18 protein-coding genes are annotated in these 21,225 nt (G+C 55.5%); 12 read left to right on the top strand and 6 right to left on the bottom strand.

Annotated elements, in window-relative coordinates:
- The first annotated feature begins 27 nt into the window (after positions 1 to 27).
- The 11 genes from HX778_RS10430 (at position 28) to HX778_RS10380 (ending at position 14,251) form a co-directional block, all read left to right on the top strand.
- Positions 28 to 1,224: an ROK family protein gene (locus HX778_RS10430; protein WP_176981938.1), complete on the top strand. Its 1,197-nt coding sequence runs from the start codon at positions 28 to 30 to the stop codon at positions 1,222 to 1,224.
- Between the two features lie 239 nt (positions 1,225 to 1,463).
- Positions 1,464 to 2,855 carry an MFS transporter gene (locus tag HX778_RS10425; RefSeq protein WP_176981937.1) on the top strand — a complete coding sequence of 464 codons (1,392 nt, stop codon included), beginning with the start codon at positions 1,464 to 1,466 and terminating at the stop codon, positions 2,853 to 2,855.
- A complete protein-coding gene (locus HX778_RS10420; RefSeq protein ID WP_176981936.1) occupies positions 2,852 to 5,050 on the top strand; it encodes an alpha-galactosidase in 2,199 nt (732 codons plus the stop codon). The genes HX778_RS10425 and HX778_RS10420 overlap by 4 nt, the downstream gene beginning before the upstream one ends.
- A gap of 70 nt (positions 5,051 to 5,120) precedes the next feature.
- Positions 5,121 to 6,539, top strand: a complete 1,419-nt coding sequence (locus HX778_RS10415) for an OprD family outer membrane porin (RefSeq protein ID WP_176981935.1) — start codon at positions 5,121 to 5,123, stop codon at positions 6,537 to 6,539.
- Positions 6,540 to 6,667: 128 nt separating this feature from the next.
- Entirely contained in the window at positions 6,668 to 7,090 is a 423-nt protein-coding gene (locus HX778_RS10410; protein ID WP_176981934.1) for a DoxX family protein, read from the top strand.
- 382 nt (positions 7,091 to 7,472) lie between these two features.
- The gene (locus tag HX778_RS10405) at positions 7,473 to 8,456 is read left to right on the top strand and encodes an autoinducer 2 ABC transporter substrate-binding protein (protein WP_038479923.1); all 984 of its coding nucleotides are present in this window, start codon (positions 7,473 to 7,475) and stop codon (positions 8,454 to 8,456) included.
- 108 nt (positions 8,457 to 8,564) lie between these two features.
- The gene (locus HX778_RS10400) at positions 8,565 to 10,064 is read left to right on the top strand and encodes a sugar ABC transporter ATP-binding protein (RefSeq protein ID WP_176981933.1); all 1,500 of its coding nucleotides are present in this window, start codon (positions 8,565 to 8,567) and stop codon (positions 10,062 to 10,064) included.
- Positions 10,057 to 11,046, top strand: coding sequence for an ABC transporter permease (locus HX778_RS10395; protein WP_038479917.1), 990 nt, complete (start codon positions 10,057 to 10,059; stop codon positions 11,044 to 11,046). Before HX778_RS10400 ends, HX778_RS10395 begins: the two co-directional genes overlap by 8 nt.
- Before the next feature lies 1 nt (position 11,047).
- On the top strand, positions 11,048 to 12,001 hold the full coding sequence (locus tag HX778_RS10390) for an ABC transporter permease (RefSeq protein ID WP_038479914.1): 954 nt from the start codon (positions 11,048 to 11,050) through the stop codon (positions 11,999 to 12,001).
- 16 nt (positions 12,002 to 12,017) lie between these two features.
- Positions 12,018 to 13,655, top strand: coding sequence for an FGGY-family carbohydrate kinase (locus HX778_RS10385; RefSeq protein ID WP_038479911.1), 1,638 nt, complete (start codon positions 12,018 to 12,020; stop codon positions 13,653 to 13,655).
- The gene (locus tag HX778_RS10380; RefSeq protein WP_176981932.1) at positions 13,652 to 14,251 is read left to right on the top strand and encodes an SIS domain-containing protein; all 600 of its coding nucleotides are present in this window, start codon (positions 13,652 to 13,654) and stop codon (positions 14,249 to 14,251) included. Before HX778_RS10385 ends, HX778_RS10380 begins: the two co-directional genes overlap by 4 nt.
- Before the next feature lie 44 nt (positions 14,252 to 14,295).
- On the opposite strand, the gene glyA is transcribed toward HX778_RS10380, so the two are convergent.
- Together glyA and HX778_RS10370 are read right to left on the bottom strand one after the other, a co-directional pair.
- Positions 14,296 to 15,549: a serine hydroxymethyltransferase gene (gene glyA / locus HX778_RS10375; RefSeq protein WP_038479905.1), complete on the bottom strand. Its 1,254-nt coding sequence runs from the start codon at positions 15,547 to 15,549 to the stop codon at positions 14,296 to 14,298.
- A 14-nt stretch (positions 15,550 to 15,563) separates the two neighbouring features.
- Positions 15,564 to 15,767: a hypothetical protein gene (locus HX778_RS10370; protein WP_176981931.1), complete on the bottom strand. Its 204-nt coding sequence runs from the start codon at positions 15,765 to 15,767 to the stop codon at positions 15,564 to 15,566.
- 110 nt (positions 15,768 to 15,877) lie between these two features.
- On the opposite strand from HX778_RS10370, the gene hmpA reads away from it, so the two are divergent.
- The gene (gene hmpA / locus HX778_RS10365) at positions 15,878 to 17,068 is read left to right on the top strand and encodes an NO-inducible flavohemoprotein (protein ID WP_176981930.1); all 1,191 of its coding nucleotides are present in this window, start codon (positions 15,878 to 15,880) and stop codon (positions 17,066 to 17,068) included.
- A 93-nt stretch (positions 17,069 to 17,161) separates the two neighbouring features.
- Here hmpA and glnB read toward each other — a convergent pair whose 3' ends face one another.
- From glnB to HX778_RS10345, 4 genes are all read right to left on the bottom strand, one after another.
- The gene (gene glnB / locus HX778_RS10360; RefSeq protein ID WP_002438074.1) at positions 17,162 to 17,500 is read right to left on the bottom strand and encodes a nitrogen regulatory protein P-II; all 339 of its coding nucleotides are present in this window, start codon (positions 17,498 to 17,500) and stop codon (positions 17,162 to 17,164) included.
- Positions 17,501 to 17,565: 65 nt separating this feature from the next.
- Positions 17,566 to 18,903, bottom strand: a complete 1,338-nt coding sequence (gene glrR, locus HX778_RS10355; RefSeq protein WP_038479897.1) for a two-component system response regulator GlrR — start codon at positions 18,901 to 18,903, stop codon at positions 17,566 to 17,568.
- Entirely contained in the window at positions 18,900 to 19,652 is a 753-nt protein-coding gene (gene qseG, locus HX778_RS10350) for a two-component system QseEF-associated lipoprotein QseG (RefSeq protein WP_038479894.1), read from the bottom strand. The genes glrR and qseG overlap by 4 nt, the downstream gene beginning before the upstream one ends.
- A complete protein-coding gene (locus HX778_RS10345; protein ID WP_038479891.1) occupies positions 19,645 to 21,081 on the bottom strand; it encodes a HAMP domain-containing sensor histidine kinase in 1,437 nt (478 codons plus the stop codon). Before HX778_RS10345 ends, qseG begins: the two co-directional genes overlap by 8 nt.
- Between the last annotated feature and the right edge of the window lie 144 nt (positions 21,082 to 21,225).

The following is a 21,225-nucleotide window of genomic DNA, read 5'->3' as shown; positions in this document are numbered from 1 at the left end:
GCAATACAGTTAACGAGGTTTAGTGAAATGCAGGAGTCAGGTCTCAACAATCAGCGGGTGCGCCAGCTTAACCGGCAAACCCTGATGAAGCTGGTATGGCGGCACAAGCGGCTGAGTAAATCGCAGTTTGCTCAGCACACAGGGCTGTCGATTCCGGCGGTCAGCAACATTCTGGAAGAGCTGGTGGCAGAGGGAAAACTCAGCCATTCCAGCGAAAACCTCAGCAGCCGGGGGCTTAACGGCGGCAGCTATCAGATCCCGCCGGAAGGGAATTACATTCTTTGCATGAACGTCACCCCCACCAGCATTGAAAGCCAGCTGTGCAACGCGCAGCTGTCGCCGATAGAGGAGTTCGAGCGCCGCTCAATTTCCGCCCCGTCTCCCCAGGCTTTATTAGCCGCCATTGAAGCCATCTGGCATCAGCGGCGCAAAAGCTGGCCGAAGAAAACCATCAACCTCGCGCTGGGGATCCACGGGCAGGTCGATCCCGTGACCGGCGTGTCGCAGACCATGCCCCAGGCGCCGTGGCGCGAAGCGGTGGAAATTAAGTATCTGCTGGAAGAAAAGCTCGGCGTCACGGTGCTGCTGGATAACGACTGCGTGATGCTTGCGCTGGCGGAAAAATGGCAGAACGCCGGGAATCGGGAGGATTTTTGCGTGCTCAACGTCGATTACGGCATCGGCTCTTCGTTCGTTATCAACGGGCAAATTTATCGCGGCAATCTCTACGGCAGTGGGCAAATTGGCCACACCATCGTCAACCCCGACGGCATGGCTTGCGACTGTGGGCGCTACGGCTGCCTGGAGACCGTGGCCTCATTAAGCGCGCTAAAAAAGCAGGCGCGTATCTGGCTTAAAACACATCCTGAAGCGCAGCATCAAGATCCGGAAAGGCTAACCTCCCGGCAGCTGGTTCAGGCGCTGCATGCGGGCGATGAAAGAGTGGCTCGCTGGGTGGAAGATTCGGCCAATGCTATTGGGCTTAGCCTGTATAACTTCCTTAATATTCTCAATATTAATCAAATCTGGTTTTACGGCCGCAGCTGCGAGTTTGGCGAGAACTGGCTGAACTCTATTAAACAGCGCATCGGTTTTAATCCGTTCGACCACGGCGACGCCTTAAAAAGCAACGCCACGCAAATAAACTTCGGCCAGCTAACGCGTGCCCAACAGGTCATGGGGATTGGTTATTTATATGTCGAGGCCGGGCTGATTAATGAATAAATCAGGTAACGTTAAAGCCTATATTTACTTTCATTCAAAACCAAAATACCAACAACAAATCCACATGCAAGATATGGCTAATTGATTAATTGGTCACTTAGTAATTTATGTTTACTGAATTATAAATCCTCGCGCAAGGTCTGGCTCAAAGTAGCTACCTACAATGAGCCTCGTTCGCTATTGCTTATTTGAACTGAATTTACCGCGATTAACAATTCCTATACTCAGGAGAACTCCAAATGGAATTAGCCCGCGCAAGTGAAGAAAGGGAACCGGAACGAACAGCCTTGCCCCGCGATAAGGTTTCATGGTCTACCGCCATTTCGTATGGCATGGGTAGCTTTGGTGCCAACGTGATGTATGCCTTTATTGCTATTTACCTGATGCTCTATTATACCGACAGCTTTGGTATTAAAGCCGCAGCCGTAGGTCTATTATTTTTGATTGCACGACTGGTTGACGGCGCAACGGATATCGCGTTAGGGATCCTGGTTGATAATACTAATACCCGCATGGGAAAATTTCGTCCATGGATTTTAGTGGGCAGTATTTTAGTTTCGCTGACGACCGTAGCCTGCTTCCTCAGCCCTGATTTATCGGAAGCCGGAAAGCTGGTTTACGCCTATTCAACCTATATTTTATGGAGCATTTGCTTTGCCATTATCGACATTCCTTATTGGTCATTGTCGGCGGCAATAACGCAGAACCCCACCGAAAGAACCAAGGTTATTACCATTCCACGGACCATTGCGACATTCGGTTTTCTGTCCGTCAGTGCGGCCACGCTATGGCTGGTAAAATTCGTTGGCAGCTGGTGGGGCGTGGCGCTGATTTATAGCCTGGTTTTTCTCGCCTGTATGCTGATTACCTTTTTTGGCGTCAAGGAAAAACACGTTGTGCCGCGTAAAGAACGGCAGAGTTTTAAAGGCTTCTGGACGTTGCTAAAACAGCATCGACCGCTGCGTTTATTGCTCGCCGGCATGTTTTTATTGGAAATGATCGGCGTTATTCGCGGCACTTTCCAGCTCTATTTCTTCATTTATAATTTGAACGCCGAAATGATGCTCGGCGCGTTTCTCACGGTGTCGATGGTGGCCCAGGTGCTAGGCGCGGTTTGCTCCCCGTTTATCTCGGCCAAAATAGGCAAAAAGAATACCGCGCTTTATAGCAGCGCGCTGATGGGCCTCGCCTGTATGACGCTGTTCTTTTTCCAGAGCAATATAATTTTGATTTTCGCCGTCGGCGCCCTGGCACCGTTCTGCGGCGGCATTGGTCAGATATCGCTTTATTCGATGGTGGCAGACTGCGTTGAATACGGCGAATGGCGCAGCGGCAACCGTTCGGAAGGCATGGTTTTCTCCCTCAATATCTTCAAAACCAAACTCTCCGGTGCCATTGGCGGCGCGATCGGCGGCTTCATGCTTTCCTGGGCGGGCTATATACCTCACCAAGTTCAGGCCGTCGAAACCGCCATGTGGATTGGGCTGTTGTTTACCTTAATTCCCGGCCTGCTAACCCTTCTAAGCCTGATCCCACTGGCGCGCTACGAAATAACCGAGAAGCGCTTCTACGAAATCCTCGACGATATTCACCAACGCAATGCCGCATCTGCCCTGGAGGCAAAAGTATGATTAGCTGGAACGCTGAGCTACAGAGTTTTCATCTGCATAACGACCAAATCAGTTATGTGTTGGGCATAGCGCACGATCGATATCTGGTGCATTGCTACTGGGGCAAGCGCATTGCGCGCTGTAGCCAGCCGCATGATTACCCAAAGCTGGATCGCTCCTCGTTTTCGCCAACGCCTTCCGGCTGGCCTGACAGAACGTTTTCGCTGGACACCGTGCTGCAGGAATATCCGGGCCACGGTGCGGGAGATTATCGGGAACCGGCTTTCGAAGTACGCTATGCGGACGGCAACCAGGTCAGCAATCTGCATTATCTTTCTCACCGCATAGAGGCAGGTAAACCAACGCTTGAAGGCCTGCCCGCCACCTGGGCTAGCGAACAGCGGGACGTGGAAACGCTGGTCATCACTCTCGCCGATCCGGTTACGCATTTGCAGGTTGAACTGAGCTACAGCATTTTTAGCGACCAGCCGATCGTCACTCGCAGCGCACGTATCACCAACAAAGCAGGGGAGCCTCTGCGCTTACTGCGGGCCCTGAGCTGCGCGCTGGATCTCCCTGACGCTGATTTTGAGCAAATTCAGTTCCCCGGGACCTGGGCCAGAGAGCGCCAGCTTCACCGCCAGCCGCTGCACCCCGGCATTACGGTGCTGGACAGCAAGCGTGGGGCGAGCAGCACCCACCAGCAGCCTTTTATCGGCCTCGTCCGCCCGGAAACCACCGAAATGCAGGGCGAAGCCTGGGGCTTACATCTGGTTTACAGCGGCAATTTTACCGCCCGCACCGAAGTAGATGCCTACCGCCAGACCCGGCTTTTGCTGGGCATTAATCCGCACGGATTTGGCTGGCAATTAGCGCCGGGCGAAACGTTCCAGACGCCTGAAGCGGTGCTGGCATGGTCGGATAAAGGCTTGAATGGCCTGTCGCAGGCGCTGCATCGGCTGTACCGCGATAACCTGGTGCGTGGAGAACACAGGCACCGGACTCGCCCTATCCTCGCCAATAACTGGGAGTCCACCTACTTCGATTTTGACGAGCAAAAACTGCTGCACTTTGCGGAAAACGCCAAACGGCTGGGCGTTGAACTGCTGATGCTCGACGACGGCTGGTTCGGGCAGCGAGATGCCGACACGTCTTCACTGGGGGACTGGTTCATCAACAGCCAGAAATTCCCTCACGGCCTGCGGCCGCTCATCGACAAGGTGCATCAGCTGGAGATGAAGTTCGGCCTGTGGTTTGAACCTGAGATGATTTCCCGCCGCAGCGAGCTGTTTGCCAGCCACCCGGACTGGGTGATTCATGCGGGCAAACAGCCGCTGTCCGAAGGGCGTAATCAGTACATCTTAGATTTGGGACGCCACGAGGTGCGCGAGAATATTCTTGCCCAGCTAAGTACCTTCCTGGACACGCATCCGGTGGACTACATCAAATGGGATATGAACCGTAATATGACCGAAGTGGGTTCAGCTTCCGCCCTACCGGGCCAGCAGCAGGAAACCGCGCATCGCTATATGCTGGGGCTTTATGCCCTGCTTGAGGCCCTGATCGCACGCTACCCGCATATTCTTTTTGAATGCTGCGCCGGGGGCGGGGGCCGTTTCGATCCGGGGATGCTGTATTACATGCCTCAGGCTTGGGTCAGCGACAATACCGATGCCGCTTCAAGGGTGCATATTCAATACTCCACCAGCCTGCTCTACCCGCCCATTATGCAATGCGCCCACGTTTCAGAAGTGCCCAATCACCAAATGGGGCGCTCCACCAGCATGGACATGCGCGGCGCGGTTGCCATGAGCGGCAACTATGGGCTGATGCTCGACCTGATGCGCAGTGACAGCGAGCGCGACCAGGCCGTTACTCAGCAAATCGCCTTCTATAAAAAGCATCGGCAATTGCTGCAGTTCGGCACCTTCTGGCGACTGATCAGCCCCTGGGATAACCCCGATTTTGCCGCATGGATGTTCGTGTCGCCGAACAAAAGCGAGGCCCTTTTGATGGCTTTTTCTCTCGTCAGCCAGGCCTCTGCGCCGCTGCGTAAACTTCGCCTCGCCGGGTTGGATCCCTCAGGCCGGTATCAGATAGACCAGGCAGAGAGTCCCCACGGCGGTGACGAGCTGATGTATCGGGGAATCTATATCGATCCTCCCCTCAGCCGCGACTACGTTAGCCGTATCTGGCATCTAACTCGCCTTCCATAACCTGCGGGGGCTAATGCCCCCAATTTTCACGCGTTGTATTGTTATCTTCACAAGGAAGAGGCATTCCCCTATGCGTTATTTAACCTCTGTTTGTTGCCCTCTCTGTTTAACAGCCACATTTGTTTTACCCGTTTGCACCCCAGCTCACGCCGCTGGCTTCGTCGATGACTCTATCCTAATGGGAGGAGTCTATTACTCTCAGCGCTACCGCGATAAGCGAGATATGACCCCCGGTAGCCCAAATTACGGCCACTACGTGGAAGATCTTCATCACGCTACGTTTAACGCTAATCTCGATTTTAGTTCCGGCTATATCGCCGATACCGTTGGCTTCGACGTAGCGGGTTTTGTGGCTGAAAATCTTGCCACCGGCGATGCGGCACACCCGAATGAAATCGGCCTGAGTGCGGCCAACCAGCGCTGGGGCGAGCACTGGGCGGGCGATAAAGGCGGCTTTAATCTTTATAAAGCGGCCCTGAAGTTCAAATATGATAATTACTGGCTTCATGCGGGATACATTCAGCCCACCGGGCAGACGCTGGTCGGGGTTCACTGGGGCTTCGTGCCTGGCGCTTATCAGGGTGCAGAAGCTGGCGGTCGGTGGGACTTCGGTGAATCGGGCGTGCTGTCCGGCTCTTATTTCTGGGCCAATCAATATAAAGCGCCCTGGTATACGGAAATGTACGAATTCCGCGCCGCCGACAACACCACCAAAGTCAATTACCTCCAGGCGCTGGGCCTGCGTTACGACTTCAAAAACAAGCTTGTCCTGGAGGCCTCATGGGCGCAGGCCGCTGATTTTATGGATCAGTATATGGGCAAGATTTCCTACAGCTTCCCGGTTGCAGAGCGGGATTTGCGCGTCAGCTACCAGTTTTACGGGGCCAAAGATAAGGTCGGCAATAATACCCCTGCCGCCTACGGTTCGATAAACGATGAGTATGACGGGCTGGCGTGGCTGCAGGGCATCACCCTTGGTTATACCGTGGATGCGCTGGATTTTCGTCTTGAAGCTCAAACGGTTCACGCCCCAGGCAATCAGGGCTTCTTTCTGCAGCGCATTACCCCGGCTTACGCCAGCTCTAACGGGCGCATGGATATCTGGTGGGATGCGGCCTCCGACTTCAACGCTAACGGAGAAACCTCAGTGTTTGGCGGCGTGACTTACGACCTGAAAAACTATGATTTGCCAGGCTGGTCAGTTGGCGCTGGCTATGTCTATGCCTGGGGCGCGAAACCTTGCACCACCTGTACAGTAGACGGCGTGCTGGCCGATCAAAGCCAGCGAATCAATGAGTCGGCCTGGACGCTGAATATCGCCCATACCGTGCAAACCGGTCGCCTGAAAGGCTCGCTCTTCAATCTGCATTACATCAATTACGACAACCACGGCAGCAACCCTAACTACGGCGGCGGGTATAACAATATGTTCCAGGACGAAATAGACATTAAATTCAACGTTATCATGCCGTTCACCATTTTCGGATGAAGCGGACTGAGCGTCGTAAAATAAAAAACATTCACTAACACAAACAGCGTGGTACAGGCGCAGCGGCAATGGCAGGCTCCGGTTTTGTGTATTAACTTTAACTTGAGTCCACTACAGGCGAGCCCGCTATGAACACACTACGCTATTTCGATTTTGGTCAATCACGTGCCCTGATCCTGCTTATTGCTCGTATTGCGTTGATTCTGCTGTTCATTATTTTCGGCTTGCCGAAGATCAGCGGATTCAGCGACACCGTTGCCTATATGGAGCATCTTGGTACTCCCCTGCCAACGCTTGCGGCGGTGATTGCGGTGTTTATGGAAGTTGCTGCCGCTATCCTGGTCATCATCGGGTTCTTTACCCGCCCGCTGGCCATTTTGTTTGTGTTTTATACCCTCGGGACGGCGGTTATCGGCCATCACTACTGGAATATGACCGGCGACGCGGTGATGCCGAATATGATTAATTTCTATAAAAACATCAGTATAGCTGGCGGATTCCTGCTGCTGGCGGTGACTGGCCCCGGCGCTATTTCCGTCGACAAGCGCTAAATCCCTTCCTCGCTTAAAGGCCGCTTATGCGGCCTTTTTCATTCGTCTCCGCACCCATCCCGCTTGACTCGCTTCAGCTCACAAATTCGTAACATTCTTTCGCTGGCTGACGGTTTCTCTTTCCTCCCACACGCCATCTTTAAGCCAAATTGTTTTATTTTTGTTAATTTATAGTTGCCAAATGGCGTTTAATTAACACCAACAAACCCGACCAGTATAAAAAAACATCATATATTTAACCATTTTTTAACCAAATAAGATCCAAAAACAAACAATAATGGGCACCAATCACATTTAGAAAAACTGCGATTCATTCTCTCTTCCCTTCGTTGCTAGTCTCCTCTCCGTGACATGCCTCAGTCCCTCATAAAAAGGTACACCTATGAAATTCAAACTCGCATTACTCAGTGCAACCCTGATTTCTGCATGCATGTTGTCCGGTACGGCCGTTGCGGCGGATAAGTATGAAATCGCAGTGGTGGCGAAAGTCACCGGGATCCCATGGTTCAACCGGATGGAAACCGGCGTCAATGAAGCAGCGAAAAAACTCAACGTTAACGCGTACCAGACCGGTGCCGCTACGCCCGATCCCGCTCAGCAGGTCAAGGTGATTGAGGATCTGATCGCCAAGAAAGTGAACGCCATCATCGTGGTGCCTAACGATGCTAAAGTGCTGGAGCCGGTGCTGAAAAAAGCGCGCGATCAGGGCATCGTGGTGCTGACCCATGAATCACCTGACCAGCAAATCGGCCAGTGGGATATCGAAACCATCGACAGCGAGAAATACGCTCAGGCCAACATGGATGAGCTGGCGAAAGACATGGGCGGCAAAGGCGGCTACGCGATTTACGTCGGCTCGCTGACCGTGCCTTTGCATAACGCCTGGGCAGACTCCGCGATTAAGTACCAGAAAGAAAAATACCCGGATATGTTTGAAGTAACTTCGCGCCTGCCGGTGGCTGAGAGCATCGACAAATCCTACTCCACCACGCTCGACCTGATGAAAACCTACCCGCAGATGAAAGGCGTGATCGGCTTTGGTTCCCTCGGCCCAATCGGCGCGGGCCAGGCGGTTCAGAAGAAACGCGCGAAGGATAAACTGGCGGTAGTTGGCATTGCCATGCCGGGCCAGGCCGCGCCTTACCTGATGCGCGGCGACATTAAAAAGGCGCTGCTCTGGGATCCTAAAGATGCCGGTTATGCGCTTGTCACCGTGGCCGACCAGCTGCTGCAGGGCAAAGCCGTCACCAAAGACCTGACCATTGACGGTCTGGGCAAGGCCGATGTCGACATGGATAAGAAAGTGATCCGCTTTAACAAGATCCTCGAAGTCACCAAAGATAACGCTCAGTCACTCGGTTTCTAAGGCACTTAAGCCAACACCAGGGAAACCGGAACGCCGGTCAATTGGCCGGCCTTCTCCAACAAGATTATTTTGTCGCGCCCACGTCGGGCGCAGGCAGGGGCATTACCCATGACCGACACTTCCGCATTTATCACTCTTGAGAATATCAGCAAGGAATTCCCGGGCGTGCGGGCGCTGGATAACGTCAATCTGACGCTCAAAAAAGGCGAAGTCCATTGCCTGGCCGGACAAAACGGCTGCGGTAAAAGCACGATTATTAAAGTGATTTCCGGCGTCTATCACCCGGAAAAAGGAGCGCAGATTGCCCTCGACGGCAAACTGTTCCACAGCCTGACGCCCACGCTGTCCGCTCATTACGGCATCCAGGTGATCTACCAGGATCTCTCTTTGTTCCCCAATTTCAGCGTGGCCGAGAATATCGCCGTGCACCGCTACCAGCCCGGCGGCAGCCTGTGGGTTAACCGTAGCGCGATGAAAGCCCAGGCGCTGGCGGCCATGAAACGCATCGGCGTGTCGCTCGATCCTGACAAAAAGGTGGAAAAGCTGTCGATAGCCGACCGCCAGCTGGTCGCTATTTGCCGCGCCATTGCCGCCGATGCCCGGCTGGTTATCATGGACGAGCCGACAGCTTCTCTGACTCGCCTGGAGGTTAACGGCCTGCTGCGCGTGGTAAATGAACTCAAAGCGGACGGTATCTGCGTGGTGTTTGTCAGCCATCGGCTGGACGAGGTGATGGAAGTCGCCGACCGCATCAGCGTGATGCGCGACGGGAAGCTGGTCGGGACCTGGCAAGCCAGCGAGCTGGACAGCAATGAGCTTGCCTTCCTGATGACCGGGCAGCGCTTCCACTACAGCCCTCTCCCGGAAAAGCCACCGACAGAAAAACAGCCGATGCTGGAGCTGCGTGGCCTCAGCCGCAAAGGCAAATACCACAACATTAGTCTGGCGCTGCGCAGCGGCGAGATTGTCTCCATCGTCGGCCTGCTCGGCTCTGGCCGTACCGAATTGTGCATGAGCCTGTTCGGCATGACGCAGCCGCAAAGCGGTGAGATGCTGATCGACGGCGTGCCGGTGAGGTTTCGCAACAATCACGATGCGATAAAACACGGCATCGGCTACGTCTCTGAAGATCGCCTGACCCAGGGACTGATCATGGAACAGTCGATCTACGACAATACCATCGTGACGGTTTTCGATCGGCTCCATACCCCCGCCGGGCTGCTCGATCACGCCAAAGCCCGAACCCTGGTGGCCGATCTCATTCGCGAACTGAACATTAAAGTCTCCGATGCCGGGCTACCGGTAAAAACACTTTCAGGCGGCAACGCCCAGAGGATCGCCATCGCCAAATGGGTGGCGACTAATCCACAAATATTAATTCTCGACTCACCCACGGTGGGGGTGGATATCGCCAACAAAGAAGGCATTTACCAAATCGCCCGCGCCCTGGCAGAACAGGGGCTGGCGGTACTGATGATTTGCGATGAAATCCCGGAGGCGTATTACAACAGCCACCGCGTGCTGGTGATGCGCCGGGGCGAACTGGTCGCAGAGTTTACTCCTCATCGCTGTAGCGAACAGGACATTGCTGAGGTGGTCAATGAATAACCCTCGTTTCTCCCGCCTGCTCGGGCAACATGAATTCTGGCTTGGGCTGCTGGTGATTGCGCTGGCCGTTGGCCTGAGCATCAGCACCGATGAGTTTTTGTCGCTCGGTAACCTGACCGACGTCGCCACTAGCTACGCCATTCTCGGCATTCTGGCCTGTGGGCTGTTCGTGGTGCTTATTTCCGGGGGGATTGATATCTCGTTCCCGGCGATGACCGCGATTGCCCAATACGTCATGGCAAGCTGGGTTATCGCCCACGGCGGCAACTTTGCGCTGGCGCTGGTGATGTCTATCGCCGTCGGGCTGCTGCTCGGGCTTATCAACGGCTTCCTGGTTTACTGGCTGCGGGTGCCGGCGATCATCATTACCATCGCCACCCTCAACCTTTACTACGGCCTGCTGGTTTACCTCACCAAAGGCACGTGGCTGTACGGCTTCCCGGACTGGTTTATGAACGGCATTAACTGGTTCTCTTTCACCGCCAAAGACGGCTATCAGTACGGGTTAACTCTGCCGCTGCTGTGCCTGGCAGCGGTGATTATCTTCACCGCCGTGCTGATGAACTACACCCGCCCTGGCCGCCAGATTTATGCCATGGGCGGCAACCGCGAGGCGGCATCTCGTCTGGGGATGAACCTGCTTAAGCTGCATTTTTACGTCTACGGCTACATGGGCATTCTGGCCGGCATCGCCGCCGTGGTACAGGCGCAGATAACCCAGTCCGTCGCCCCTAACTCGCTGCTGGGCTTTGAGCTGACGGTGCTGGCGGCAGTGGTTCTCGGCGGGACAAGCATGAGCGGCGGGCGCGGGACGCTCACCGGCACCCTGCTCGGGGTTATCCTGCTGGCCTTCTTACAAAACGGCCTGACGCTGCTGAGCGTGTCCTCTTACTGGCATGCCGTGTTCAGCGGCGTGATTATCCTGGTCAGCATCAGCGCCACGGCCTGGAATGAAAAACGCAAACTCGCAAGGGAGCTTTGAGATGAAAACCTTCGCCAGATTTTTACCCGGTGATGCCATCATCCGGCTGCAGTGCGTGATCATTGTGGTGGTTGCCGTCGCGTTTTCGCTGCTGCTGGGCGGGCGTTTCTTTAGCCTCGCCAACTTCCAGTCTATCGGTTCGCAGCTGCCTGTTCTTGGCATGCTGGCGCTGGGCATGGGGATGACGATGCTGACCGGCGGCATCAACCTGTCGATTATTGCCGGGGCGAACGCCTGTTCGCTGGTGATGGCGGCGATTATCGTCAGCCACCCGGATAACCCGCTGTTCTTCGCGCTGGCTTTACTCGCCGGTATTGCCGTGGCGGTGGCAATCGGCACGCTGAACGGCGCGCTGGTCGCCTGGGTCGGCGTTTCGCCTATCCTTGCCACGCTCGGCACCATGACGCTGATTTCCGGCCTCAACATTTTGCTGTCTAACGGCACGGTGATTTCCGGCTTCCCAGCGGCAATTCAGTACCTGGGCAACGCCACGCTGCTCGGGATCCCGGTCGCGCTGCTGCTGTTCCTGCTGGTTGCCGTTTTACTCTGGGTGCTGCTGGAGCACACCACGCTCGGGCGCAGCCTGTATCTTGTCGGCTCCAACGAACAGGCGACCCGCTACAGCGGCGTTAACACCGTGCGGGTGCAGATATCGGTGTACGTTATTTCCGCCCTGCTCGGCTGGGTGGCCGCCATTCTGATGATGGCTAAATTCAACTCGGCCAAAGCCGGGTACGGCGAGTCTTACCTGCTGGTGACCATCCTTGCCTCGGTGCTGGGCGGCATTAACCCGGACGGCGGTTTTGGCCGCGTTATCGGCCTGGTGCTGGCGCTCATCGTGCTGCAAATGCTGGAAAGTGGCTTTAATTTGCTGGGGATTAGCAGTTATCTGACCATGGCGCTCTGGGGCGCGGTGCTGATCCTCTTTATCGCATTACAGAATCGTAAAGCCTGAGTTCAGGAGAATCATTATGGCGAGTTACTTCATTGGGGTGGATGTAGGGACGGGGAGCGCCCGCGCGGGCGTCTTTGATCTGAATGGCAGAATGGTAGGCCAGGCCAGCCGGGCAATAGAGCTTTATCGCCCGCAGGCGGATTTCGTCGAGCAATCCTCGGACAATATCTGGCAGGCGGTCTGCAACGCGGTGCGGGATGCGGTAAACCAGGCCGATATTAACCCGATTCAGGTTAAGGGGCTGGGCTTCGACGCCACCTGTTCTCTGGTGGTGCTGGATAAAGAAGGCAAACCGCTGACCGTCAGCCCTTCCGGGCGCAGCGAACAAAACATCATCGTGTGGATGGATCACCGCGCCATTACCCAGGCCGACAGGATTAATGCCCTGCACCACCGCGTGCTGGATTACGTGGGCGGGATTATTTCCCCGGAGATGCAAACGCCAAAACTACTGTGGCTCAAGCAGCACATGCCGAATACCTGGTCGAACGCGGGCTACTATTTTGACCTGCCGGATTTCCTGACCTGGCGCGCCACCGGGGATGATACCCGCTCGCTCTGCTCCACCGTTTGTAAATGGACCTATATGGGCCACGAAGACAAATGGGACAGCAGCTACTTCCGCCAGATTGGGCTGGAAGATTTGCTGGAGCATGATGCGGAAAAAATTGGTCGCTATGTGAAAACCATGGGCGAACCGCTGGGCCACGGCCTGACCCAGCGTGCCGCAAGCGAAATGGGGCTGATTGCCGGCACCGCCGTCAGCGTTTCTATTATCGATGCTCATGCGGGCACGCTCGGCACACTCGGCGCCTGCGGCGTTTCAGGTGAAGTGGCAGACTTTGACCGCCGCGTGGCGCTGATCGGAGGCACCTCTACCGGCCATATGGCGATTTCAAAAGAGGCGCGCTTTATCAACGGCGTTTGGGGGCCGTATTATTCTGCGGTGCTGCCGGGTTACTGGCTCAACGAAGGCGGCCAGTCGGCTACCGGGGCGCTGATCGACCATATTATTCAGTCTCACCCATGCTATGAAACGCTGCTTGCCCAGGCGAAGGCTCAGGGCCAGACTATTTATGAACAGCTGAACGCCCTGCTGCGCAAAATGGCCGGTGAGCCGGAGAACATCGCCTTCCTGACGAAGGATATGCACATCCTGCCCTACTTCCACGGCAACCGCTCACCGCGCGCTAACCCGACGCTGACCGGCGTCATCAGCGGGCTGAAACTTTCCCGCACGCCGGAAGATATGGCCCTGCAATACCTGGCCACGATTCAGGCCATCGCGCTCGGCACCCGCCATATTATCGAAACCATGAACCACAGCGGCTACACCATCGACACCGTCATGGCGAGCGGCGGCGGCACCAAAAATCCAATCTTCGTTCAGGAACACGCCAACGCCACCGGCTGCGCCATGCTGCTGCCGGAAGAGAGCGAGGCGATGCTGCTGGGCAGCGCAATGATGGGCACCGTGGCGGCAGGCGTGTTTGACTCCTTCCCCGAAGCCATGTCGGTGATGAGCCGCATCGGTAAAACGGTCACGCCGCAAACCAACCGCATCAAGCAGTACTACGACCGCAAATACAAAGTGTTCCACGAGATGTATCTCGACCACATGAAGTATCGCCAACTGATGCAGGAGGATGCATGAGTGCCTCCTGGCAACAGGCCGTAAACGCGTGGGAAACCTGCAGCCGCGAACTTGCGGCGCTGGAACACCATCTGGATGAGCCGCAGTGGCTCGCCTTGCTGGCCGAACTGAGAAACTGTAAAGGCAAGATTGTGGTCACCGGCGTAGGCACTTCCGGTATCGCGGCGAGAAAAATTGCCCATATGCTCGCCTGCGTGGAGCGCCCGGCGATTTATCTCAGCGCGACCGATGCAGCCCATGGCGATTTAGGTTTTTTACGTGAAGACGATCTGATGATTATGCTTTCGCGCGGCGGAAATTCTGATGAGCTAACGCGCCTGCTGCCGGGGCTGGCAACCAGAAACGTGCCACTCATCAGCGTAACGGAAAACCCGAACTCGGCCATAGCCACGGCGGCCAGGCTGGTGATATCCACCGGCGTGAAGAACGAAATGGATCCGCTGAACATGCTGGCGACCACGTCGATAATCCTGGTGCTGGCGATCTTTGATGCCGCCTGCGCCTGCCTGATGAGCGAGAGCGGCTACTCGAAAGAGACGCTGCTGGCGGTTCATCCCGGCGGGGATGTGGGGCTGACGCTCAGCCAGCAGAAATAAAAAAGGCTCCCGCCTGGGAGCCTTTCTACATTTCAGCTTAACGGTTATGCGTAAACCGGGAAGCGGGCACAGATATCCAGCACTTTACCTTTGACGCGCTCGATCACCGCTTCGTCATTGATATTGTCCAGAACGTCACACATCCAGCCAGCCAGCTCTTTCACTTCTGCTTCTTTGAAACCGCGGCGAGTGACAGCCGGAGAACCGATACGGATACCGGAAGTCACGAACGGGCTCTTCGGATCGTTTGGCACGCTGTTTTTGTTCACGGTGATGTTGGCGCGGCCCAGGGCAGCGTCAGCTTCTTTACCGGTCAGGTTTTTGTCCACCAGATCCAGCAGGAACAGGTGGTTTTCAGTCCCGCCGGAGACCACTTTGTAGCCACGGTTCAGGAACACTTCCACCATCGCTTTGGCGTTTTTGGCAACCTGCTGCTGGTAAACCTTGAACTCTGGCTCCATGGCTTCTTTCAGCGCCACGGCTTTGGCCGCGATAACGTGCATCAGCGGGCCGCCCTGTGCGCTTGGGAACACGGCAGAGTTCAGTTTCTTATAAAGATCTTCGTCGCCGCCCTTCGCCAGGATCAGGCCACCGCGTGGACCCGCCAGGGTTTTGTGGGTGGTGGTGGTCACAACGTGAGCGTGTGGCACCGGGTTCGGGTAAACGTCTGCGGCAATCAGACCCGCAACGTGTGCCATGTCAACGAACAGGTAAGCACCGATGCTGTCTGCGATTTCACGCATTTTTGCCCAGTCAACCACGCCGGAGTAGGCAGAGAAGCCGCCGATGATCATCTTCGGCTTGTGCTCTTTAGCCTGCTTAGCCATGTCTTCGTAGTCAATTTTACCGGACTCATCAATACCGTAAGGAATGATGTTGTACAGTTTGCCGGAGAAGTTAACCGGGGAGCCGTGAGTCAGGTGGCCGCCCTGCGCCAGGTTCATACCCAGCACGGTATCGCCCGGCTGCAGCAGCGCGGTGTATACCGCGAAGTTAGCCTGGGAGCCGGAGTGCGGCTGCACGTTCGCATAGTCTGCGCCAAACAGCTCTTTGGCACGGTCGATAGCCAGCTGCTCGACGATATCCACATATTCGCAACCGCCGTAGTAGCGCTTGCCTGGGTAACCTTCAGCATATTTGTTTGTCAGCTGAGAACCCTGAGCCTGCATCACGCGCGGGCTGGTGTAGTTTTCGGAGGCGATCAGTTCAATGTGCTCTTCCTGACGTACTTTCTCTTGCTCCATGGCCTGCCACAGCTCGGCATCATAATCGGCAATGTTCATTTCACGCTTTAACATTCGCATCTCCTGACTCAGCTAACGGTAAAAATTTTACTGCAATGAGGGGGCCCTTTTGGGCGACGGGCAACAGTGTAAACCGAAACCCTTCCCGGTGATAGGGCTTGACAGAGGTTTTTACGCAAACGATTACCCAGGCATGAAATCAGGCTTTCAGGCAATAAAATAAGCGCTTTTTTGCCGGATATTTCTTCATCAACGAGATGCGTATTTTTCATGTTCTGTGACCTCAGTCGTTAACAACGATAACCCATTTACAACATAAGGCCATTTCTATAAGATGCATTTAAAATGCAATTTATACACTACGCTGTTTATGGAGACCGCCATGCTAGACGCACAAACCATCGCCGTTGTTAAGTCGACTATCCCTCTGCTGGCCGCCACCGGCCCCAAGCTCACCGCCCACTTCTACGAGCGTATGTTCAGCCATAACCCTGAGCTGAAAGAGATTTTTAATATGAGCAACCAGCGCAACGGCGATCAGCGTGAAGCGCTGTTCAACGCCATTTGCGCCTATGCGGCAAACATTGAAAACCTGGCCGCGCTGCTGCCTGCCGTGGAGAAAATCGCCCAGAAGCACACCACCTTCCAGATCCAACCCGAGCAGTACAACATCGTGGGCGGCCACCTGCTGGCAACCCTGGACGAGATGTTCAGCCCGGGGCAGGAAGTGCTGGACGCATGGGGTAAAGCCTACGGCGTGCTGGCTCAGGTCTTCATTAACCGCGAGTCGGAGATTTACCAGGATAACGCCGCTAAGCAGGGCGGCTGGGAAGGCACTCGGCCGTTCACCATCGTTGAGAAAAAGGAACAAAGCTCGCTGATCGCCAGCTTTGAACTGATTCCGCTCGACGGCGGCCCGGTGGCAGATTACCAGCCGGGACAATACCTTGGCGTCTGGCTGAAGCCCGCCGGTTTCCCGCATCAGGAAATTCGCCAGTATTCTTTGACCCGCCAGCCGAACGGTAAAAGCTACCGTATCGCCGTTAAGCGTGAAGATAAGGGCATGGTCTCAAACTGGCTGCACAATCACGCTCAGGCCGGGGATCGGGTGCATCTTGCCTCGCCGGCAGGGGATTTTTTCATGGACGTTAAACCAGAAACGCCGGTGACGCTGATCTCCGCAGGCGTGGGCCAGACGCCAATGCTTGCGATGCTGGATACGCTGGCGAACAGCGGCCATCAGGCACAGGTAAACTGGCTGCACGCTGCCGAACACGGTGGGGTCCATGCGTTTGACGAGGAAGTGAAAGGCCTTGGCGCTAAGCTGCCGAAGTTTGAAAGCCACGTCTGGTACCGCGAGCCGTCCGCAGAGGATCGTGAACTGGCGCGCTTTAACTCCACGGGGTTGATGAACTTGCTGGAAATTGAAGGGAAATTAAGCGACCCGGCGATGCAGTTTTATCTCTGCGGCCCGATCAACTTTATGCGTTTTGCCGCAGAACAGCTGGTGAAGATTGGCGTGGATAAAGACAGCATTCACTATGAGTGTTTTGGCCCGCACAAGGTGATGTAGTTCAGTACGGATGCCCCTCACCCCAGCCCTCTCCCCAAAGGGGCGAGGGGGTAAAGGACAGATTCTGCCCAAGGGTGAGGGTAAAAATCTACATCAAATCGCCGCGTCGTCTTCTTCACCGGTACGGATACGCACCACGCGCGCCACATCGAAGACGAAAATCTTGCCGTCGCCGATCTTGCCGGTCTGAGCCGTACGAATAATGGTATCCACGCAGGTATCAACGATGTCGTCGGTGACCACGATTTCAATTTTTACTTTCGGCAGAAAATCCACCATGTACTCGGCACCGCGGTACAGTTCGGTGTGCCCTTTCTGACGGCCAAAGCCTTTAACTTCCGTCACCGTCATGCCGGTGATGCCTACTTCAGCCAGCGCTTCACGCACATCGTCCAGTTTGAAAGGTTTAATAATCGCATCAATTTTTTTCATGGTATTACCGGTATCCCCGCGCGGCGTTTTTACTATTAGTAATCGGTTGCTCACACTATCACAGCCTACTCTTTAAAGTCATTGGCCTCGAGTTCATGCCTGGCCAGTAATTTATAGAATTCGGTTCGGTTACGCCCCGCCATACGTGCAGCATGGGTGACATTCCCCTTGGTAATTTGCAGCAGCTTACGTAGATAGTTTAGCTCGAACTGGTTGCGGGCTTCGACAAATGTCGGCAAGGCGGTGTTTTCACCTTCCAGCGCCTGCTCCACCAGCGCTTCGCCAATCACCGGGGCTGAGGTTAGCGCCACGCATTGCTCAATGACGTTCACCAGCTGGCGCACGTTACCCGGCCAGCTCGCCGTCATCAGGCGCTTCATGGCATCGGTCGAGAAACTACGAACGAACGGCTTATGCCTGTCGGCGGACTGACGTAATAAATGATTCGCCAGCAGCGGGATATCTTCAGCACGTTCGTGCAAAGCAGGGATTTTCAGGTTCACGACGTTAAGGCGATAGAAGAGATCTTCACGAAACTCGCCGCGCTCCATCGCTTTAGGCAGGTCCCGGTGCGTGGCGGAGATAATGCGCACGTCAATGTCCAGGTCGCGGTTGCTGCCCAGCGGACGAACTTTCCGCTCCTGCAGGACACGCAGCAGCTTAACCTGGAGCGGAATCGGCATATCACCGATTTCATCGAGAAACAGGGTTCCGCCTTCCGCCGCCTGGAACAGCCCTTCACGGCTGCTGACCGCGCCGGTAAACGCCCCGCGCGCATGACCAAACAGCTCGGACTCCAGCAGCTGCTCCGGCAACGCGCCACAGTTAATGGCGATAAAAGCTTTTTTACTGCGTGGGCTGGCGTTGTGTATCGCCTGAGCCAGGATCTCTTTCCCGGTCCCGCTTTGCCCGTTAATCAACACGCTGACGTCCGACTGCGCCACCATGCGCGCCTGTTCGAGCAGGCGCTGCATAATTGGGCTGCGGGTCACAATGGTATCCCGCCACATGTCATCTCCGGCAATGACCGTATGCTCCAGCGCATTGTCGATGGCCTGATAGAGCGCATCTCTGTCTACCGGTTTAGTCAGGAAGCTGAACACGCCCTGCTGGGTCGCCGCCACGGCATCCGGAATGGAACCGTGGGCGGTCAGAATGATCACCGGCAATCCCGGCTGACCTTTTTGGATCTCCGCGAACAGCGCCATGCCGTCCATTTCATCCATTCTGAGGTCGCTAATCACCAGATCGATTTTTTCTCGCGCAAGGACCTTCAGCCCTTCGGCGCCGCTTTCCGCCGTGGTGACCGTATAGCCCTCGCTCGAAAGGCGCATTCCCAGCAGCTTGAGCAGGCCAGGATCGTCATCCACTAACAATAAGCGCGCGGGTTTCCTTTGCGTCATGGTTTTGCCTCCGGCTGCGATTTGTTTGAAGCGTCGTCATCGTTGTCGTCCGAACTGTGCGTGTCCGGCACTAAATTGCTTCCCGGCTTGCGGCTTGAAAGCTGACGTTCAATATCGGTAAGGTTTTCCAGCTTGCGCGTGGTGAGGTCAAGCTGGCTGCGCAGGCGCTGCTGCTGCTCGCGCAGCGTATCCAGCTCGCCGTCGGTTGATTGCTGAAGCTTGCTGTAGCGCGTGCGCTCATCCGAGAGTTTGAGCAAAGAAGACTGGCCGTCGCGCCAAATCTCAAACAGAGAACGGACCTGCACCGGCACCTCATGGGTCATGGTGTCGAGCTGGGTCATGTAGCGGCGGCGCTCGGTCGGGGTAATTTTAGCCGTAGAGAGCAAAATGCCGCGCTTGAACGTATCCTGCCAGGTTTCTGCCGGCCACTGCCGAGCTTCCGCCCTGGCTTCTGCCGGCGGCAGGCGCTGGGCGCAGTCCATGCCGCGCAGCCAGTAAAGTGGATTGCTGCTGACGTCATGCCCCGTCAGCGCCCATATTTCGGCGCAGTCCGTGGACAGGTAATCAGGAATTTGTTGTTCCGGGATATGCGGTTTGTGGGCCTCGTCAAGGCTGCTGGAAACGCTTTTGGCCACGCAGCCCGTCAGCAGTGCGGCACCTGCCAGTGCGCCGGATACCCAGCAAATGAGGCGAGGCAAAGCCCCGCGGCGTGGCTCACGCAATAAAAGTACTTTCATCGTTTTAATCATTCTCAGGGAAAACCGGTAATTCGATACGGAAACAAACTTCCGCGCTGTTAGCGTTAATCAGGCTAAGCTTTCCGTGCATGCGTCGAATGCAATCCCTGGCGATACTCAGTCCCAGGCCACTTCCCTTTACCGAACCCTTCCGCTGGTGACTACCCTGGAAGAAAGGCTCAAAAATCATCTCTTGTTCCGTAGCCGGAATCGGTTCGCCGGTATTCGCGACCTCAATGTGCAACATCGCGCCAACCTGCGAACTACGGAGATAAATGGTACCGGATTCACTGCCATAGTGCACCGCATTGGAGTAGAGATTATCCAGCACGCTCATCAGCAGAGTCGTTTCTGCCAGGCAGGCTTTCGGGCTTAGCTGAATCTCGGTATGCATCATTTTAGCTCTCGCCGGCAGGCTGTGCGCAGAGATAACCATTTCTACCAGCGGGGCCAGCTCGACCTTTTCCAGCGTCACCGCGGCGTCCGCCAGTTTGCGGTTGTAGTCCAGCAGCTGTTCAATCAGCCTTTGCAGATGGCGGCTGCTGCTGTCGAGTATGGCCACAACCTCTTTCTGGTCGGCATTCAGCGGCCCGGCAACCTGATCGGCAAGCAGTTCCGTCCCTTCCCGCATGCTGGCAAGCGGCGTTTTTAATTCATGGGAAAGATGGCGGAGAAATTCATGCCGCTGGGATTCAAGCCAGGCCAGGCGTTCGCTGAGCCAGACAATGCGCTGCCCCACGGAGCGTAGCTCTCTCGGCCCTTTAAACACCTCGCTATTGCCAAGCGTACGCCCTTCCCCCAGCCGATTGATCATCCGTTCAATGCCTTTGACCGGGCCGATAATCATGCGGGTGAAGATGATAACCAGGCCAAGGCTCAGCAGAAACAGCACCAGCGCCTGCCAGCCGAAGAACTGGCCTCGCTCGGCGATTTCCTGCTGTAGCTGTTGCCCACGGGAGAACACCACCGTCCTGGTCGCCTGAACCATTTCGGCATTGGCCGAAGCAAACTGTTCAAGCTGGTTCGCCGCCGCGGCTTCTGGCCCGCTGTTTTTACATTTTAGTTCGGTAAGGTCGCTCAATGACTGACTGAGCGATTGATAAAGCCTGGGATCGGGTAGAACAGATGAATGGGCTTCGAGCATTTGAGCATAGCGCTGGCGCTGGCCCTGATACAGCTGAGCAAGACGGGAGTCATCCAGCACGCAGTATTGCCGGTAGCTGCGCTCCATTTCCAGAGCAATATTGGTCATCGCCTCGCTGCGGCGAGCGTCAATCAGCGTGGTGCGGTTAGTCAGCGCGGCCTGGGCGCTTAGCGCGTTCAGGCTTTGCCAGGCCTGCCAGGCAAGCACCAGCAGCGGTACCAGCACTAATAAGAAGGCCATCATGACAAGCTGGCGCAAAGATCGAGGGAAAAAATGCCACTGGTTCAATAGCTTCATCTCACATTACCTGTATGACACGATGCTAGCCGCGATTGCGCGTGGTGGAAAGATGAGTTTGCCAGAAACAATAAAGGCAGGGTCAAAAACCCTGCCTTTACTTAGGAATTAGGTGGTGCCTTACTCAACGTTTCGCCCGGAGCA

This window comes from Cedecea sp. P7760, assembly GCF_013386425.1.
Taxonomy (GTDB): Bacteria; Pseudomonadota; Gammaproteobacteria; order Enterobacterales; family Enterobacteriaceae; genus Cedecea; species Cedecea selenatireducens.
The sequence above is the reverse complement of the archived record's forward strand: the minus strand, read 5'-3'. Positions and strand labels throughout refer to the sequence as shown.

Excerpts from the sequence above, each read along its gene's own strand:
- HX778_RS10430 (WP_176981938.1), top strand. The coding sequence starts at position 28 with ATGCAGGAGTCAGGTCTCAACAATCAGCGGGTGCGCCAGCTTAACCGG.
- HX778_RS10425 (WP_176981937.1), top strand. The coding sequence starts at position 1,464 with ATGGAATTAGCCCGCGCAAGTGAAGAAAGGGAACCGGAACGAACAGCC.
- HX778_RS10420 (WP_176981936.1), top strand. The coding sequence starts at position 2,852 with ATGATTAGCTGGAACGCTGAGCTACAGAGTTTTCATCTGCATAACGAC.
- HX778_RS10415 (WP_176981935.1), top strand. The coding sequence starts at position 5,121 with ATGCGTTATTTAACCTCTGTTTGTTGCCCTCTCTGTTTAACAGCCACA.
- HX778_RS10410 (WP_176981934.1), top strand. The coding sequence starts at position 6,668 with ATGAACACACTACGCTATTTCGATTTTGGTCAATCACGTGCCCTGATC.
- HX778_RS10405 (WP_038479923.1), top strand. The coding sequence starts at position 7,473 with ATGAAATTCAAACTCGCATTACTCAGTGCAACCCTGATTTCTGCATGC.
- HX778_RS10400 (WP_176981933.1), top strand. The coding sequence starts at position 8,565 with ATGACCGACACTTCCGCATTTATCACTCTTGAGAATATCAGCAAGGAA.
- HX778_RS10395 (WP_038479917.1), top strand. The coding sequence starts at position 10,057 with ATGAATAACCCTCGTTTCTCCCGCCTGCTCGGGCAACATGAATTCTGG.
- HX778_RS10390 (WP_038479914.1), top strand. The coding sequence starts at position 11,048 with ATGAAAACCTTCGCCAGATTTTTACCCGGTGATGCCATCATCCGGCTG.
- HX778_RS10385 (WP_038479911.1), top strand. The coding sequence starts at position 12,018 with ATGGCGAGTTACTTCATTGGGGTGGATGTAGGGACGGGGAGCGCCCGC.
- HX778_RS10380 (WP_176981932.1), top strand. The coding sequence starts at position 13,652 with ATGAGTGCCTCCTGGCAACAGGCCGTAAACGCGTGGGAAACCTGCAGC.
- glyA (WP_038479905.1), bottom strand. The coding sequence starts at position 15,549 with ATGTTAAAGCGTGAAATGAACATTGCCGATTATGATGCCGAGCTGTGG.
- HX778_RS10370 (WP_176981931.1), bottom strand. The coding sequence starts at position 15,767 with ATGAAAAATACGCATCTCGTTGATGAAGAAATATCCGGCAAAAAAGCG.
- hmpA (WP_176981930.1), top strand. The coding sequence starts at position 15,878 with ATGCTAGACGCACAAACCATCGCCGTTGTTAAGTCGACTATCCCTCTG.
- glnB (WP_002438074.1), bottom strand. The coding sequence starts at position 17,500 with ATGAAAAAAATTGATGCGATTATTAAACCTTTCAAACTGGACGATGTG.
- glrR (WP_038479897.1), bottom strand. The coding sequence starts at position 18,903 with ATGACGCAAAGGAAACCCGCGCGCTTATTGTTAGTGGATGACGATCCT.
- qseG (WP_038479894.1), bottom strand. The coding sequence starts at position 19,652 with ATGATTAAAACGATGAAAGTACTTTTATTGCGTGAGCCACGCCGCGGG.
- HX778_RS10345 (WP_038479891.1), bottom strand. The coding sequence starts at position 21,081 with ATGAAGCTATTGAACCAGTGGCATTTTTTCCCTCGATCTTTGCGCCAG.